Origin of the sequence: Terriglobus roseus (genome assembly GCF_900105625.1) — a bacterium.
Lineage (GTDB): Bacteria > Acidobacteriota > Terriglobia > Terriglobales > Acidobacteriaceae > Terriglobus > Terriglobus roseus_B.
The window spans coordinates 2,631,528-2,647,472 of the sequence record NZ_FNSD01000001.1; the positions used below are offsets into that span (position 1 = coordinate 2,631,528).

The following is a 15,945-nucleotide window of genomic DNA, read 5'->3' on the forward strand; positions in this document are numbered from 1 at the left end:
TCTGCATCACGCTGGCGTGAAAATCCCGACGAGGGTTTTTACGCGCTCCTTCTGACGGCTGAGCGGAAATCGCTTTGTTCTTGTGAGCTCCGCAATTCCATGCAGACTGGCCCAGAATAGCTCCGCGCGCACCTCGGATCGCGCAGCGCCCTCGAACAGCACCAGCAGCTGTGAGAATGCAAAGCGCATCGCCTGAGGTGTCGCCGCTTCGTCGAACGGCACCGTCAGACCAAGCGAGAACATGACTTCATACAGCGACTGGGATGACGTGGCGAACTCCAGGTAGGCAATCGCAACCGACTCAAGCGGATTGCCACGCTTCCCACGGTTTCTGGCCGTCTCCAGAGCTTGCCCCAACTCCTGAAAGCCCTCTACGGCAACTGCGGCGAGGATCCCGTCGCGGCTCCCGAAGTGTGCGTACAGCACAGGCTGGCTGTACGCGATCTCGTCGGAGAGCCGCCGGACCGTGACATTGGGCCAGCCTTCCGATTCCGCGATCCGCCGGGCAGCCGCGACGATCTGGGCCGCACGGGCCTGCCGGTCCCGTCGTTTTCTGTCTGCAATTCGCTTACCTGCTTCCGGTGTCGCCATCGAGATAATTATAGCGTTGCTAGTTTTTTGTGACGAAGGCTGAATCCCGGGAGGTCGGTCGCCGATCATATATAGCGTTGCTAGATTTTATATCGGAGATATAACGATGCTCAGTACATATTCGTTCTGCACCGCCGCTCTCATCGCACTGGCGGTGTTCGTCATCGGTTCGTTCTATCTGGTTGCCCCGGAACGCATCGCGGGGTCTTTTGGGCTGCGGGCACCAGCGCCCGATGCGGACACGCGCGCATGGCTGCGTCTGAAAGGGATTCGGGATGTCGCGTCCGGCCTTGTTGTGCTGCTCCTGTTGACGGTCATGAACAAGCATGCGGTCGGTATGGTGCTTATCGTGTATGCCATCATCCCCTTCGGAGATATGGCGATCATCCTGGCGTCCGGAGGTTCAAAATCCAAGGCGTTTTCAGTTCATGGTGCAACCTGCGCTGTGATGCTTGCTGTTGGATTGCTCTTGATGCATGCCGTGTAGATCCGGGCGATACGACTTCACACTGAAATGGATGCCGGACCAACTGGCGCCGACACAGGACGACGCGGTGCCCGGATTGTTCACCGCAATGCGGGAGCAACTGGGACTGGAGCTGAAGCCGGCAAAAGGTCCCGTCCAGGTGTTGGCTGTCGATGCAATGGCGAGACCGGGCGCAAACTAGCAGGGCTTCCCACGTGTGAAGTGCCAGCCATAGCGACAGCAGATTGTGTCGCAAGACAGAAAGGCCCGGCTTCGCGCCGGGCCTTCAGCTCTCCTAAGAGCTTAGGAGTGTGTTTAGCTCAACGTCTCCATCAGTTTGCTGATGGTGCTGTTCAGAGCCTTGTCTGTGCGGCGCTGTTCGTCGATCTTCGAGATCGAGTGCATCACCGTGGTGTGGTGTTTGCCACCGAACTGGCGACCGATCTCCGGCAGCGAAGCTTCCGTCATCTGCTTTGCCAGGTACATCGCAATCTGGCGCGGCACAACGATCTGGCGGCTGTTGTTCTTCTGCTTCAGCTCGCTGATCTTCATACCGAACTGCTCAGCCGTAGCGCGCTGAATCGCTTCGATGGTGATCTTGCGCACCTGCGTATCGATGAACTGCTTCAGGCACTGCTGTGCGGTGCTGAGCGTGATCTCCACGCCATGCAATGAGCACCACGCAACCAGGCGGATCAGTGCACCCTCAAGCTCACGCACATTGGTCCGTACGTTGCTTGCAATGAACATCGCGACGTCGGTCGGCAGAACCGTCTGTTCGCTCTCCGCCTTCTTCTGCAGGATGGCGACCTTGGTCTCAAGATCCGGCGGTTGAATGTCGGCGATCAAGCCCCACTCGAAGCGCGAGCGCAGGCGGTCTTCAAAGTCCGCAAGCTCTTTCGGGGGCCGATCACTCGCGATGACAATCTGCTTCATGCTCTCGTGCAGGGCATTGAACGTATGGAAGAACTCTTCCTGCGTACGCTCCTTGCCGGCGAGGAACTGGATGTCATCGATCAGGAGGACATCGACCGTGCGGAACTTGTCCCGGAAGCTGGTCTGCCGGTTGTTGCGCATGCTGTCGATCATTTCGTTGGTGAACTTTTCGCCGGAAACGTACGAGATCGTGGCATGCGGGTTGCGACGCTTCACCTCATGGCCGATGGCATGCATCAGGTGCGTCTTGCCCATACCCACACCGCCGTACAGGAAGAGCGGGTTGTAGGCCTTGGACGGGCGTTCTGCAACGGCCTGCGAGGCGGCATGGGCGAACTGGTTACCGCTGCCGATCACGAAGTTCTCAAATAGGTAACGCTGGTTGAGCTGAGCGGCTGTGTTCCAGTCGAACTTGGCCTGCTCCGCGCTGGGCATCTGCGGCAGCGGTTGGCCGGCAATGCGATGGCTGCCCGACGGCGAACCCGAACCCTGCGGTGCATTCGGCGAATGCGAGGGCAGCGGTGCGAAACCACCATCCTCACGCGACTTCGGCGCGGCAGGATCATCCTCGGCTGTCACAAATCGCACCTCATCCACTTCGAGCGACAGGTTGTCGATCGCCTCCTGGATCAGGTCGGCATATCGATCGCCAATGTGCTGGAACTGAGCCGAGGGGATGCGCACAAAGACGATGCGGCCGTTGGCGTGCGAGAAGCGTGTGGGCTTCAACCAGGTGTGAAACGACTGCCGGTTGACCTTCATCTCAAGCGCGCCGAGGATCCGCATCCAGGCGTTCTGCGAGTTCAATACGGTCGATACCGTTGGGGCAAAAGACATCAGGGTTCTTTCCTTGCGCTACCGGCCTTGGCCAGAGCTGTCACTGTTGACCATGAGCATTACGCTCGACAGCCGGAGCAAAATTTAAAGCAAAGAAACCCTCTTCCGCTCCAGACAGCAGGACCGGACAGCGAGTTCTTCGGAGTCGTTTGAAGACCGTCGGCGATGCCGTAGCAGGACCGATCGGTTAGGTGGAACAGAGGTCACGTAGAAGCGTCTTGACCACTAGCTTGGTAGAACGAAACTGATGGTAGCACGATGACGAGGGCCGTCTGGAAGGGCCATATCGCAAATATTTTTGCAAGAAAATCACTTGCACGAGACGTGGTGCAGGTGCAAGAAGAAGAGCCATCCGCGATTCCCTGTTTGGGTGATTTCGCTTGCCACCGATGGCAGCAGAGTGTATTTGCGGTCCCACTTTGGAACATCTAATGCGCCGTATCGCTTGTGCTTCCCGTTGCGCAAAGGAATACTCTTCATGCCCGGCTAATCTGCTGGTGGAGTCACTTCATGCTCACTGCTCGTCTGTTCGCTCTTGGTCTTCTCTTCGCCTCTTCTGCACTTTCCGCGACTGCGCAAAGCACCAGCACCACGTTGACTGCTACGCCCGCCTCCGTCAAGGTGGGAGGGTCAGTCGCACTCTCAGCAGCAGTGGTTGGATCGCAGAACTCCGCAGACAGTCCTCACGGTACTCTCGCCGTATATGACGGAAGTCCCACCCAAGGCGGGACAAGCATTGGCACCGCACCGCTGATCGGCGCGACCGTAGCTTCCCCAACGGCGGTTCCCTTGGCGACCATGCTGGGCGCCATCGATCCTGCAGCTGCTGGTGTCCTTCTATCAGCAGATTTTAACGGCGATGGTAAGGCCGATGTGATTTCCTACGGACCAATCCCTTACAGCTCGGCCTCCGCTTCGACTGCATTCCAGGTCTTCCTCAACAACGGTTCCGGCTCGTTCACAACGAAGACAGCGCAGACCTATCGGCTGATATCACCTGTCATCATCGACTTCAATCATGATGGAAAGCTGGACATCGTATCGTTATCACCAGCGGCTTCGGGCGCACCCGACGGTGCGAACCTGCAGGTATTCCTTGGCGATGGAGTGGGCGGATTCGCGGCGCCGATAACGCCCCCAGGTTTTACTCCGGCAGCCGGACCGCTAGGGTCCGCTTACTTCTCGACCATGGCAACTGCTGACCTTGAAGGCAACGGGTTGCCTTACCTTCTGCTGGGCAACTGGACAGGTACGTACCCTGACATTCAGAACGCTATCCTCGCGTACCGCAATAATGCAGACGGAACTTTCAGTCTTGCGGGTGTCTCCCCGGTCTACCTTGCGAGCACCCTGGGGCAGCTTAGCATCAGCAAGATCGTGACAGCGGACCTGAACGGAGATGGCAAGCTCGATGCGATCATCGACTTGCCTGAGCGCGCTACAACTCCTCATATTGGCGTACTCACGCTTGGCAATGGCGACGGAACGTTTGCCCCGGGCAGTGCAACCTTTGCACCGCAAAGCTGCAGCGCGGTTTGCAATGGAGGCTTCACAGTCGTCACGGCAGACTTCAATGGAGATGGAAAGAAGGATGTGGCCGTTAGCTCGGGAGCGGGGCCCAGTGCAGGTTCGGATGATTTGTATGTATACCTGGGCCACGGCGACGGAACGTTTGCTGATCCCTTAGCCAGCGCCTCTGTGTTGATCGCTCCAACGAATCCAAGTAACTTCAACGGCATCTATGTTTCCATCATCGCTACAGATATCGATGGCGACGGCAAACAGGATCTTGTCGATTCCGCAGGCTACGCTTACCTCGGCAAGGGAGACGGAACGTTCACGTCAACTTCGAACCTGGCCGGGGCAACATTCTGGACTCAGATCTACTCGACGACTCCCTCTTTCGGAATGCTGCAGGCAGACCTGAACGCAGACGGTTTGGCAGACTACTACTTCTCATTTACCAATGTGCTCAATATATCGAGGGCCAACCTGCAGCCAACAGTGGTCCTTGGACGTGCCGGATCCATTGCGCAGCTCAGTACGTCATCTCTGACTGCAGGAATGCATAGCCTGTACGCGGTATACGGTGGCGGAGGTGTCTTCCAGGGAAGTACCTCTCCTTCGACACCGGTAAGCGTCAGTCAGCAGCAGCCGACCGTCACCGGTGCGTCTTCTCCAAATCCTGCACTGATCGCACAGCCTGTTACATTAGCCGTCAAGGTGTCTGCTCCGTCCGTTCGGCCAACTGGCGCTGTGACCTTCACTGCGGGCAGCACGACACTTGGCACCGCAACGCTGGACGTGAGTGGCAACGCGTCGATCACCTACACCTTCGCGACCGTCGGGACACAAACCGTCACAGCGAGCTACGCGGGCGACGCCAATACCGCCGCGGCTTCGGTTGTGATCACTGCGACTACAGTCAACGCCTTCACCCTGAGCCCTTCCAGCGCTAACACGACCTTGACAACATCGCGAGGCGGTTCAGCGACGTCGGCCATCGTGGTCGCATCGCAGAACGGATTTAGCGGCTCTGTTGCCTTCACTTGCAGCGGCCTGCCGACGGGTGCGTCGTGTTCTTTTTCGCCAGCCAGCGTTACGGTCAGCGGTGCAGCGTCAGGCAATACGACCATGACCGTAGCGGTCACTTCGACCGTCAGCCTATTGCGTAACCTGCGCCGCAACAGTGGCGACCTCATGCTCGCGGGTGTGTGCCTGATTGGCATCGCGGGCGCGTCACGGCGTCGCCGTCTTGTCAGTAACACGTTGATAGCGCTTGCTGTTTCCGTCACACTAATCGGCGCGGCAGGCTGCAGCGGTGGCGGTTCCTCCTCGACAGCCACGGCGAAGACGTACACCTTCAACGTCACTGCAACCTCTGGCGCTGCGCAGACCACCACCGCCTACACCCTCAACGTGCAGTAGGCGTTGGAGGTCTACTTCAGCGGCAGCGTCAACACTTCCACCGTCAGGGGAGCGACGGTGCGATGCGTTGCCGCTGCCGCCCGCAGCTTCGTTGTGACCGGCACGATGTGCTTTGGATCATCGATCGTATTGGTCTCCGACCGGCTGTTGCCGTGCAGTGTTGCCAGGGTGGCCTCACCCGTCACGGCGGCGCCGTCGATTTTCACATCCAGCAGTTGCGGCTCCGTCGATGCATTGACGATCTTCACGTAGAGCTTGGAAGCATCGCGAGTCACGCTGTAGAAGAAGCGCTTGTTCGCACCGGTGATGGAGGTAGTCGGAACATCCGTCCCGAGCGCCTCGGCAAACATGCTCTGCGCATAGAAGCTCGGCGAGCCGTAACTGCTGGCCGCGTCATAACCGATCAGGTTGCTCTCCCACTGCATGCCACCGGGGTTCACATTGACGAACAGCGGTGCGTACGCGGCCATCACAATCAGATCGCTGTTGCGTTCCATCCCCGTCATCCAAGCGGCATCGCCCAACGCGGCACCCATGTTCGTTGTGGGAGCACCTTCACGCGTCGCCCACTCACCCACAAAGATCTTCGGTCCCTTGCGGTCCGCATTGTCGTAGTGGTCGACCATGCTGAAGAACTCTTCCGCACGCTTGTAGTAGTGGTCGTCCACCACATCCGGCTGCGGCCCATGCTTCACGGGCGCGGTCGCAATCAGCTTCAGGTTTGGATACTTCGCACGAATCGCCTTTGCAAACTGCGGCCAGCGAGCCTCGTAGCTGCCCGACCGATCCAGGTTGTCCTCGTTGCCGATCTCCACGTAGGTCAGCGGGAATGGCGCCGGGTGTCCAAGTTTCGCGCGCACCGCGCCCCACTTGGTCGAGGCATCGCCGGTCACAAACTCGATCTCCTCCAGCGCCTCGTCCACATAGGGACGCATGGATGCCCCCGGACCGATGTGCGTGCCCTTCAACGAATAACCGGCGTATACCGCCAGCACCGGATCGATCTTCAGATCTTCCGTCCACTCCAGAAACTCCAGTAACCCCATGCCGTCCGTCGACTGGTAGTTCCACGGGCTGCGATGAGTGGGGCGGTCGACCAGTGGACCAAGCGTCGCCTTCCAGTCGAATCGTTCGTCGACAGTGTCGCCCTCGAGGTAGTTGCCGCCGGGCATGCGCAGGAACTTCGGATGCATCTCTGCCATCATCGCCATGATGTCCGGACGGTTGCCATTCGCGCGTCCCTTGTAGGTCGGCGGAAATAGCGATACAAGCTGCAGCGAGATCGACCCCGGCTTCGCGAAGCTCAGCAGCAGATGGTTGGCCGACCCGGCCTCGACCCTGTCGCCGGTCTTCAGCATGAACGTGTGCTGCTTCCAATCGCCGGTAACGCCATCGACAGTTGCCGTGGCCACCGTCTTGCCACTGTTGTTATTCACGAGCGACACCGTCACCGTACCCACATCGCCACGCGCATAGAAGGACCCCGCATACGTGGTGCCGGGCTTCAGCGCCATGCCCCACCAACCGTCGTTCCGAAGAGCCGCGGGCGCAGTTGATGTTGCGGCCGTAACATCAACGCGCAGGCTGCCCAGCAGGGCATCGGACGGACCATCATCGGTCACCAGCTTCATCGTCGCCTGCGCGTCGCCCAGGTTGTCCAGATACCAGTTCTTTACGCCCGACCAGTCGCGGCCAAAGGCGCGGTTACGCACCATCTCCGCATACAGGCCGCCGTCGTAGGAGTAGTTGATCTCCTCCGTCATCAGGCCGTAGAGCGTTGGGCTGACGGCGTGCAACGACTTGTCCGCCTGCACCATGAGGGTCGCGGCTTGCTGTGCCGGCAGTGCCACAGCGCAGGTGAGGGCAGACAGTACGGCGACGCGAGAGAACAGATGCATGGGTAGTTTCCTCAAGGGCAACATCGTATCGTGACCCGTCCGTTTCTTTGCCTCCCAAAGAACGGAGCCCCGCATCCAGTCCTGTGCTACAAGTTTGGTGAGAAGGCCGGGAGGACGTATGGCGAAGCAGCGTGGCTATCCCGACCGTCGCGGCATGGGAGCGCAAAGCGACTTTCTCTCGGAGACGTTTGTTCCCAGCGAATCGCACCGGGCGAAGCAGCTTGCGATGGCCCGAGACCTCGTGCGGACTGGCTCGAAGCCGGAAGACGTCGCCCACATGCTTTCGTTGCCCATCGATCTGGTAAACCGCGCGCTCGCCGAAGACCTTTGACCCACCGCTTCTTCGCCGCGCTTTAAAGTTGGAGATCTGAGGAAAATCGGGTACGATGGTTGAGTTGTCCGCGATGCGCCGCTTCTGCGATGCGCGTGGCCTGGCAGGGTGCTGTAACCGCCCGCCGGACGGGACATCCACTTTACAGCTCAGCGCTGCTGCCCCACCTGACATGGGGTCTCTGCACGCGAGCGCAGGAGATCTACGATGCCGAAGCGCACTTTCCAGCCGAACCGCCGCCGCCGCGCCAAGACCCACGGCTTTCTGACCCGCATGAAGACCAAGGCCGGCCAGAACGTGCTGAACCGCCGCCGCGCCAAGGGTCGTCATAAGATCGCCGTCTCCGCTGGCTTCCGCGATTAGTTCGCGCCTCACCATCGATATCCGAAAGGGCGCGCCACAAGCGCGCCCTTTCCTTTTGTCTCCGCTGCGTCCACCGAGCGAAGCGAAGACGGAATAAGTTCGCGCCAATGACCTCCTTCCTCAATCCGGCCAGCAAAATAGCCTTCGCTGACCTGCGTCTGCGGAAGCATGCGGACTATCAGCGTGCCTATAACGCCTCGCGCAAGCAGCATGCGAAGGAGCTGACCTGGTTCTGCGCCCGTCGCGATGCCATGCCCGTGCGATCGCTACACCCGAATGAGCTGCTTCACGGAACTCCCTACGCTGGCCCGCGCATCGGCCTGACCGTCGGCAAGGTGATGGGCAAGGCGCACGATCGGAACCGCATCAAGCGACGCATGCGCGCGGCCGTCGCCCAGCATGCCGGTCTACTGGCTGGTCTGGAGATTGATGTGATTCTGCACCCGCGCCGCAGCGTGCTGCTGCTGGACTGGGACAAGCTGCAGCGCGAGGTCGCGAATGTCTTCCGTGCCGTGCGGAAGCAGTGCAGTGCACCGAAAGCGGCCGTCACGCCGGCGCAGTTCTCTCCTGTGGAGATAGAGAGGCGATGACAGACGGCGCGTCCGGCAACGAGGAGCAGCTGTCGATGCCAACCGCGTCTGCCCGCGCCGCTCTGCTGGTCTATCGCCGGGTACTCTCGCCGATGCTGCACAGCATGGGCTTCACCAACTGCCGCTACACGCCGACATGCTCTGAGTATGCAGAGGTCGCCGTCGCCCGTTTCGGCGTGGCGCGCGGATCATGGCTCGCCCTCAGGCGCATCGCACGCTGTCACCCCTTCAGTAAGGGAGGCCTGGATAACGTTCCGGAGCGCTGAAATGACCTGAATTCGTGGCATTTTTAGGGGTCACGAGAATAAATGCACAAAGTGATATCAAAACGTGCTAAAGCGGTTTTGCCAGAATGACGCCTTCTCCGACTATGGACGAAAGGAGTCACACCTATGGAAAATCCCCCCTCCTCAAGCACTCGTTCACTCACCGCAACCAAGCAGTGGAACGCACCTGTCATGCACGTCGTTCGCGCTGCGGACGCACAGATCAGCCTTCGCAACAGCACGATCGATGGTGGCGTTGGCATCGGTGGTATTGGCGTCACCACCTTCGGTTCCTAACCGTTCAGTGGTCCATCCCTCTGTACCACGCTGGCTACGAGGCCCCGGCTGAAGCGGCTCAACATGAAGGTGAGGCGCTTCGGCCCGTGTCTTTTTTCTGCTCGTACTGAAGTCAGCACAAACTATCGCGTCCCGTGCGCAAAGACAACGGGCAGGGACTGATGTCCCCACCCGCAATGGTTCGTTAATTAAGTTAACCGTTCCAAGAGATTACTGCTGAGGAGCGCCAGGCTTGCCTGCGTCTGGAGCCGGTACTGCCGTCGGGAACAGGTTCTTCAACGGCGCATCGTGCTCCTTGTTCAGTTCCGGGTGCGGGTACGGCTTGCGTGGCATCATCGCCTCACGCTCGCTGGTGTTGTAGAGGAAGATCGCCTCCACCACAGCAGCCTGCTGCAGATCGGCCGCATGGATGCGCTCCATCGTGTCCATGTTGCTGTGGTGTGTGCGCGTCTCATAATCCATTGGATCCTGGATGTACTGGAAGCCCGGCAGTCCGAGCGCGTCGTACGACAGGTGATCCGTGCCACCCGTGTTGCGATGGGTGATGGTCGTTACGCCGAGGTCCTTCAGCGGCGCGATCCACTGCGCGAAGATGGGTCCAATGGCGAAGTTGCCCTGCGTGTACACACCGCGGACGCGGCCCGTGCCGTTGTCCAGGTTGTAGTACGCATCCAGCGTCTCCCACTCCTTGGTAGTCTTCAGCGGGCCGTTGGCAACCGGCTGACCGGTCGGTCCCATGGGTGCGCCGGGCAGGACCGTCACCTCACCGAAGTGTTGCTTCACATACCCGCGGCTGCCGAACAGTCCCTGCTCCTCACCGCTCCATAGCGCAATGCGAATGGTCCGCTTCGGCTTCACGCCGATTGCCTTCAGGATGCGCACAGCCTCCATGGCAACGACCGAGCCTGCTCCATTGTCCGTGGCGCCGGTACCGCTGATCCAACTATCCAGGTGGCCACCGACCATCACGACCTGCTCCTTCAGCTTCGGGTCCGTGCCAGGGATCTCTGCGACGGTGTTGAAGCCATGCTCGTGGTCGCCGGAGAAAGCGACGTCGATGTTTACTTCCATCTTCACGGGAACGCTTGCCTTCAGCAGGCGATAGAGACGGCCGTACATCTCGACGGTGGTGACGGCGTTGGGCACCATCACGGCATTCGCGCGGGTCTGTGCGCCGCGGATCAGGTTGGCTCCGTTGTCGTCAAAGATGATGCCGGTACCGCCGCCCTTGCCACCATCGCGGCTGGGCGACAGGATGGCAGCAACACCCTCCTCCGTCATCATCTTCAGCGCAGCGGTACGCAGTGCCGTCGCGCGATTCCGCTCTGCAAGCAGAGTTGCGATGTTTACGCCACCGGCACGCGGAGTCTCCGGGCCTTCCATCTCCTTCAACTCTTCTTCGGTGTAGCGATGGAAGAGCGGATCGGTGAGATCGACGATGGTGTGCGGCGCGCCCAGCAACACGATCTTGCCGGCGAGCTTGCCCTTGTACTTCGCCAGGTCGGCCTCAGAGTTCAATTCGATGAGAACGGCATCGGCAGACACGGTGCCCTTTGTCGCGGGCGACCACGGTGCAGCCTGGATCCAGATCGGCTCGGTATCCGGTGTGATCATGCGCGCCCAGCTATTCACCTGGCTCCAGCCCATGCCGAACTCGCCCCAGTCTTCCAGATGAGCATTGACGAGGCCCGCATCCGTCAGGCGATCGCGTGTCCACTCGTTCGCCTTCTTCATGTTGGGCGACCCAGTCAGGCGCGGTCCAATGCCGTCACTAAGGCCGCTGATGTACTCCATGACGTGCGAGTGCGACAGGCCTTCCGTGCGGATCTGCGCGTAGATGCCCAGGTCGATGTCTTCCGTTGCGGGCTGCGGGCCGTAGTAGCTTGGCACCTTCTTGGCAGCCTGCGCCAGAGCAACCGGCACGGCAGTGACAGCAATCGTTGACAACAGTGTGACCGCGCAAACGCCGCGGCGAAGTGCTCCCATGAAATGCATCGGGGTAAAGCCTCCAAAAGGTGGTTAAGAACAACGTGGTGGTATCTGGTGAACAGGATCAGCTTACCGAATCGTCCTGTGTACTCCTTGCCTTTTCACGACATACGTCATTTGTCCGTGATACCCGCCGCTTGGCGTGGGTAGGATGCTCTGCGATACCAACGCCGACGAATCCGCGCGGCGAAACCGATCCTGAGGTCATCATGCTTCGAAACATCCGCGCCATCCTCCCGGGACTCGCCCTCCTGGTGGCCCCCTTCGCTCCGGTACACGCTCAGACCGCGGCAGGTACGCCCATCCGCGTTGCCATCGTCGGGCTGACGCATGGCCATGTGAAAGGCTTCCTCCATTCGTTGCCCAGCAGCACCAGCGCAAAGCTGGTCGCCATCGTCGAACCGGACCAGGCGCTTGCGAAGCAGTACGCCACCCAGTACAAGCTCGACCCCGCGCTCTTCTACACCGACGAAGAGACCATGCTGAACAAACTGCACCCCGACGCGGTGTTGGGCTACGGCACCATCGCAGAGCACCGTAAGGTCATCGAGATTGCAGCGAACCACGGCGTGAACAGCATGGTCGAGAAGCCGCTGACTACCACCGTCGAAGATGCTCTCGCCATCCGCAAAGCCGCGCAGGACCACCACGTGCAGGTGCTCGTGAACTACGAGACCACCTGGTACAACAGCAACGCCGAAGCCCTGAAAGAGATCAAGGATGGCAAGCTGGGCACTGTGCGTAAGATTCTGGTGCGCGACGGTCACGAAGGTCCGAAGGAGATTGGTGTAGGGCCGGAGTGGCTGCCCTGGCTCACAGACCCGAAACAGAACGGTGCGGGCGCACTCTTTGACTTCGGCTGCTACGGCGCCGACCTTGCCACCGTCATCAACGGCGGGAAAACGCCGCTGAGCGTCACGGCCATCGGCCAGACCCACAAGCCGGACATCTACTCACGCACCGAGGATGATGCGACCGTCATCGTCGCCTATCCCGGCATGCAGGCCATCCTGATGCCATCCTGGGATTGGAGCTTTGCCGTGAAGAATATGGAGGTGTACGGCAACCTGGGCGAACTGTTCACGGTAGCCGGTAACGACATCGTCACCCGCTATAAGGGAGAAAAGACGGAGACGCCCGCGCATCCCGCCCCCGCGCTGCCTCAGAACCAGAGCAACTCGCTGGACTACCTCGCCGCAGTACTGCACCACGAGATCAATCCCAGCGGCGACCTCTCCTCGCTGGAGACGAACGTGATCGTCGTACAAATTCTGGACGCCGCCCGCGAAAGCATCCGCTCCGGCAAGACCGTCACGCTGAAGCCATTACCCGCCAGGTAGCGCGCTCAAAGAGTTTTCATTCTGAACGAAACAGCTTCTTTTCACGACCCCACTAAATTGTCATCCTGAGCGGAGCGTAGCGAAGTCGAAGGACCTGCATTCTTCCGGAGCGCCAAAAATATGCGGGGAGCTTGTTTCGCCCCGTCGTGAGCATCTGTGCCAGGACGAGCAGAATGCAGACCCTTCGACTGCAATGGGAAGACGCTCCGTTCTGCGCACGATGGCAAGAATTTTAGTGGCCCATCTCTCTCGGCCCTCAGAGTAGCGCCAACTACTTGCTCAGCTTCGCTGGCAACGGATTGTCCGGCCGCTCCGTATCCCAGAAGATCTGCAGGATGTAATACCGCGTTCCATCAAACAGCAGCTCAAAGCTGTTTACGCCGCGGACGTACGGTTCAGCATCCGTCGCCTTATGCCGAATGCCATACGACTCATAGACATGAGTCGTGCGCCCAAAGCTCTGCACGTCATAGGCTATGGGTCTCTCGTAGAACGTCCGCCCGCCCGCCCGCTTCTCATAGTCGTCCAGCGAGAGCACCGTCACGTCGGAAGGACCGGTCTTCGGCACCCGTGTGACTACCATCCGTCCAGCCACCGGCACAAAGAGTGAGCGCACCCGCTGCCAGTCGCGCGGAGTTCCGGCTTCTCCGGAGATGGCGTCCGAGACGGCTGCGATGATCGCCTGCGGGCTCTTCACATCATCAGGATTTGCCTTGGGCCACTCCGGATGTGAGGCGATCGCGCCGGGCGCAGGCGTCGGAGCAGCCCCTGAAGAAGGCGGACCCGCTGGGGCAGTCTGCGCAGCAGCGCAAGCCCCGGCAAAGGAAAGCGTGGAGATCAGGAACGCTCTGCGAAGGGATGAGGTCGTGGATTGCATGCGCAGCCAAGGTACCAGAAGCCTCTTCGATAGTCCCCCAGTTCCTCCGATGGACCTTTCTTTCGAGATACGAACACTCTCCCGCGCAGCGCGACGGTTTTTTTTGCGATGACGACGCCCTTCAGGCAGTAGCCAAACGGAGGATCTGGGTGCTCCGCGCCTCGGCACAGGAGCGGGTTCCAAGTATGCCGCAGCCTGCCGCAGCGGACGCCTTTGCCACAGGCTGGGAGCCCACCGAGGAAAAATCGTAAAAACCACGCTTTCCTCAGGCCAGGAGGGTCCCCTGTGGATCGCGGGGACGCCTTATAGCCCAGCATTGACGCGGTTGTTCGCCGTCTTTCCACTTAAGCGCAGCGGCGATGTCTGCCCGGACCGGTGGATCGCTGTGAATCGCCAGGGCGGTTGAGGATACGCACACCTCGACCGTGCCTGTTGTTCTGCTTATTCGTTTTTTGCGGACGGGTTTTCTGAATCCGGTACACACCCTAAGACCCTTGTTTACTGATGCTTAGGCGAAGTATCCACATTTCCAGCGACAACGGTTACTACTACGGGCAATAAGTCTTCTTAAAGCTATGTTTCTTAGAAGCCAGTACTCGCACGCACTTCGTGCGCTCCCGACGCGCTTTCGCGCATTTCCTTGCCGTCACAAAATTCCGCTGCAGCCCGGCTTCGGACCGGGCTCTGGCATCCGTTGTCCCAGATCCGGCAAGAGACAGGTTTCCCACCGGAAATCCCGGCGTTCCACACCTCGCTCTCGCGCTACGATTGGCCATTAGCAACACCGCGCTTCGGCCCGCACCTGCGGCGCTTCGGCAACACAAACGCGCTAGGAAAGGCTTTCGCGCGGTGGTAGGCTGAGTACCACTCAGGCAGCGCTGGCCGCAGGATGCGATGGGCCGCTCGAAGGCCCGGTAGACCGCTGCCGCTGTTCTGGATCTGACTTTTCGTATCGCCCGCATTTGTTCCGGAGGTTTCTCCCGTGTCCACGACCGCTTCGCCGCTTTCGCTTGAAACCAATGGAGCCGCACCCACCGGCAACCTCGACATCTCTGTCTCGCGTGCGGAGCTGCTGCGGGAGCTGACGGCTGCGCAGTCCGTCGTCGAGCGGAAGACGACCATCCCGATCCTGTCGAACTTTCTCTTTGAGGCAGCAGGTGATCGCCTGACCATTACGGCGACCGATCTGGACCAGAGCCTGCGCACCAGCTGCCCCGCGAGGGTAAAGAAGCCCGGCGCCTGCACGGTACCCGCGCGTAAGCTGTACGACTACATCCGGCTGCTTCCCGAGGGCGAAATCTCCATCAAGCTGATGGACAACCATTGGGTGCAGATCCGTGCCGGCCGCTCCAACACCAAGATGGTGGGCATGGCCCGCGCCAACTTCCCGCAGGTGCCGGAGTTCCCGGCCGCCAGCGCCATCAAGATTGCTGCGCCCGCCCTTCGCTCCATGGTGTCGAAGACCATCTTCGCCATCTCCAGCGAAGAGAGCCGCTACACCCTGAATGGCGCGCTGCTCGTTCTGAAGGCTGAGAGTATGGCCATGGTGGCCACCGACGGGCACCGCCTGGCGCACATCGAGCGCCTGGGCGAGACCCTCGAAGGCATCACCGGTGAGAAGAAGACACTCATCCCGCGCAAGGCGCTCGGCGAGCTACAGTCGCTGCTCGCCTCCGGCTCCGGCGAGGACGATGACTTCGTCGAGTTTGCCGATGACGAAACCACCCTCTTCTTCCGTATGGGTGGCCGCGTCCTCACCAGCCGCAAGCTGACCGGCCAGTTCCCCAACTACGAAGCGGTCCTGCCGCGTGACAACAACAAGTTCGTCATCGTCCGCAGCGAAGACCTGATGGGAGCCCTGCAGCGCGTGGCGCAGTTCGCCGACGAGCGCTCCGGTGCCATCAAGATCCGCCTCGAGCAGAACGAGCTTCGCATCTCGTCCTCGTCCACTGATTCCGGCGAGTCGGAAGACATCATCGAGACGCCCTACAACTACGACCCGCTCGTCGTCGGCTTCAACTCGCAGTACCTGATCGACTTCCTCAAGGCCATCGGCAACACCGGCGAAGTCCGCCTGGAGTTCAAGGACGCCCAGTCCGCCGGCCAGATGCGCCCCGAGGACGCCAACGAGGACCAGAAGTACCGCTACATCCTGATGCCCATGCGCATCTGACGGTCTGCCATCGAGGCCTTGACGCTTCGCGTGTCAGTGCTGGTAAGCGCAATCGTGATAGTC

Annotated in this window: 15 protein-coding genes; 10 read left to right on the forward strand and 5 right to left on the reverse strand. The window is 60.2% G+C overall.

What is annotated here, in order from left to right; genetic code table 11:
* Positions 1 to 6: 6 nt before the first annotated feature.
* Positions 7 to 660 (reverse strand): TetR/AcrR family transcriptional regulator, encoded by a 654-nt coding sequence (locus tag BLW03_RS10880; protein WP_244502046.1) that lies wholly within the window; start codon positions 658 to 660, stop codon positions 7 to 9.
* An 85-nt stretch (positions 661 to 745) separates the two neighbouring features.
* Here BLW03_RS10880 and BLW03_RS10885 point away from each other — a divergent pair, with 85 nt between their 5' ends.
* Positions 746 to 1,078, forward strand: coding sequence for a DUF4267 domain-containing protein (locus tag BLW03_RS10885; RefSeq protein ID WP_244502047.1), 333 nt, complete (start codon positions 746 to 748; stop codon positions 1,076 to 1,078).
* Complete coding sequence (locus BLW03_RS10890; protein ID WP_083350469.1) at positions 1,068 to 1,259, forward strand: TIGR03435 family protein; 192 nt, start codon at positions 1,068 to 1,070, stop codon at positions 1,257 to 1,259. Before BLW03_RS10885 ends, BLW03_RS10890 begins: the two co-directional genes overlap by 11 nt.
* A 113-nt stretch (positions 1,260 to 1,372) precedes the next feature.
* Here BLW03_RS10890 and dnaA read toward each other — a convergent pair whose 3' ends face one another.
* Positions 1,373 to 2,830 (reverse strand): chromosomal replication initiator protein DnaA, encoded by a 1,458-nt coding sequence (gene dnaA / locus BLW03_RS10895; protein ID WP_074654012.1) that lies wholly within the window; start codon positions 2,828 to 2,830, stop codon positions 1,373 to 1,375.
* Between the two features lie 510 nt (positions 2,831 to 3,340).
* On the opposite strand from dnaA, the gene BLW03_RS10900 reads away from it, so the two are divergent.
* On the forward strand, positions 3,341 to 5,758 hold the full coding sequence (locus BLW03_RS10900; protein ID WP_074654013.1) for an FG-GAP-like repeat-containing protein: 2,418 nt from the start codon (positions 3,341 to 3,343) through the stop codon (positions 5,756 to 5,758).
* Positions 5,759 to 5,769: 11 nt separating this feature from the next.
* Here BLW03_RS10900 and BLW03_RS10905 read toward each other — a convergent pair whose 3' ends face one another.
* Positions 5,770 to 7,656 carry an alpha-L-arabinofuranosidase C-terminal domain-containing protein gene (locus BLW03_RS10905; RefSeq protein ID WP_074654015.1) on the reverse strand — a complete coding sequence of 629 codons (1,887 nt, stop codon included), beginning with the start codon at positions 7,654 to 7,656 and terminating at the stop codon, positions 5,770 to 5,772.
* Between the two features lie 118 nt (positions 7,657 to 7,774).
* Between BLW03_RS10905 and BLW03_RS10910 the strand changes: the two genes are divergently transcribed.
* The 5 genes from BLW03_RS10910 (at position 7,775) to BLW03_RS20640 (ending at position 9,503) form a co-directional block, all read left to right on the forward strand.
* On the forward strand, positions 7,775 to 7,987 hold the full coding sequence (locus BLW03_RS10910; RefSeq protein ID WP_074654017.1) for a hypothetical protein: 213 nt from the start codon (positions 7,775 to 7,777) through the stop codon (positions 7,985 to 7,987).
* Positions 7,988 to 8,194: 207 nt separating this feature from the next.
* Complete coding sequence (gene rpmH, locus BLW03_RS10915) at positions 8,195 to 8,350, forward strand: 50S ribosomal protein L34 (RefSeq protein ID WP_014787855.1); 156 nt, start codon at positions 8,195 to 8,197, stop codon at positions 8,348 to 8,350.
* Between the two features lie 107 nt (positions 8,351 to 8,457).
* Complete coding sequence (gene rnpA, locus BLW03_RS10920; protein ID WP_074654019.1) at positions 8,458 to 8,940, forward strand: ribonuclease P protein component; 483 nt, start codon at positions 8,458 to 8,460, stop codon at positions 8,938 to 8,940.
* A gap of 35 nt (positions 8,941 to 8,975) precedes the next feature.
* The gene (yidD, locus tag BLW03_RS10925) at positions 8,976 to 9,206 is read left to right on the forward strand and encodes a membrane protein insertion efficiency factor YidD (protein ID WP_244502048.1); all 231 of its coding nucleotides are present in this window, start codon (positions 8,976 to 8,978) and stop codon (positions 9,204 to 9,206) included.
* A 126-nt stretch (positions 9,207 to 9,332) separates the two neighbouring features.
* Positions 9,333 to 9,503: a hypothetical protein gene (locus BLW03_RS20640; RefSeq protein WP_170835020.1), complete on the forward strand. Its 171-nt coding sequence runs from the start codon at positions 9,333 to 9,335 to the stop codon at positions 9,501 to 9,503.
* A gap of 210 nt (positions 9,504 to 9,713) precedes the next feature.
* On the opposite strand, the gene BLW03_RS10930 is transcribed toward BLW03_RS20640, so the two are convergent.
* A complete protein-coding gene (locus BLW03_RS10930) occupies positions 9,714 to 11,489 on the reverse strand; it encodes a M20/M25/M40 family metallo-hydrolase (protein WP_348270843.1) in 1,776 nt (591 codons plus the stop codon).
* A gap of 212 nt (positions 11,490 to 11,701) precedes the next feature.
* Here BLW03_RS10930 and BLW03_RS10935 point away from each other — a divergent pair, with 212 nt between their 5' ends.
* Complete coding sequence (locus BLW03_RS10935; protein ID WP_074654024.1) at positions 11,702 to 12,832, forward strand: Gfo/Idh/MocA family protein; 1,131 nt, start codon at positions 11,702 to 11,704, stop codon at positions 12,830 to 12,832.
* Between the two features lie 271 nt (positions 12,833 to 13,103).
* On the opposite strand, the gene BLW03_RS10940 is transcribed toward BLW03_RS10935, so the two are convergent.
* The gene (locus BLW03_RS10940; protein ID WP_074654026.1) at positions 13,104 to 13,709 is read right to left on the reverse strand and encodes a hypothetical protein; all 606 of its coding nucleotides are present in this window, start codon (positions 13,707 to 13,709) and stop codon (positions 13,104 to 13,106) included.
* A gap of 982 nt (positions 13,710 to 14,691) precedes the next feature.
* On the opposite strand from BLW03_RS10940, the gene dnaN reads away from it, so the two are divergent.
* Positions 14,692 to 15,882, forward strand: a complete 1,191-nt coding sequence (gene dnaN, locus BLW03_RS10950; RefSeq protein ID WP_074654030.1) for a DNA polymerase III subunit beta — start codon at positions 14,692 to 14,694, stop codon at positions 15,880 to 15,882.
* Positions 15,883 to 15,945: the final 63 nt, after the last annotated feature.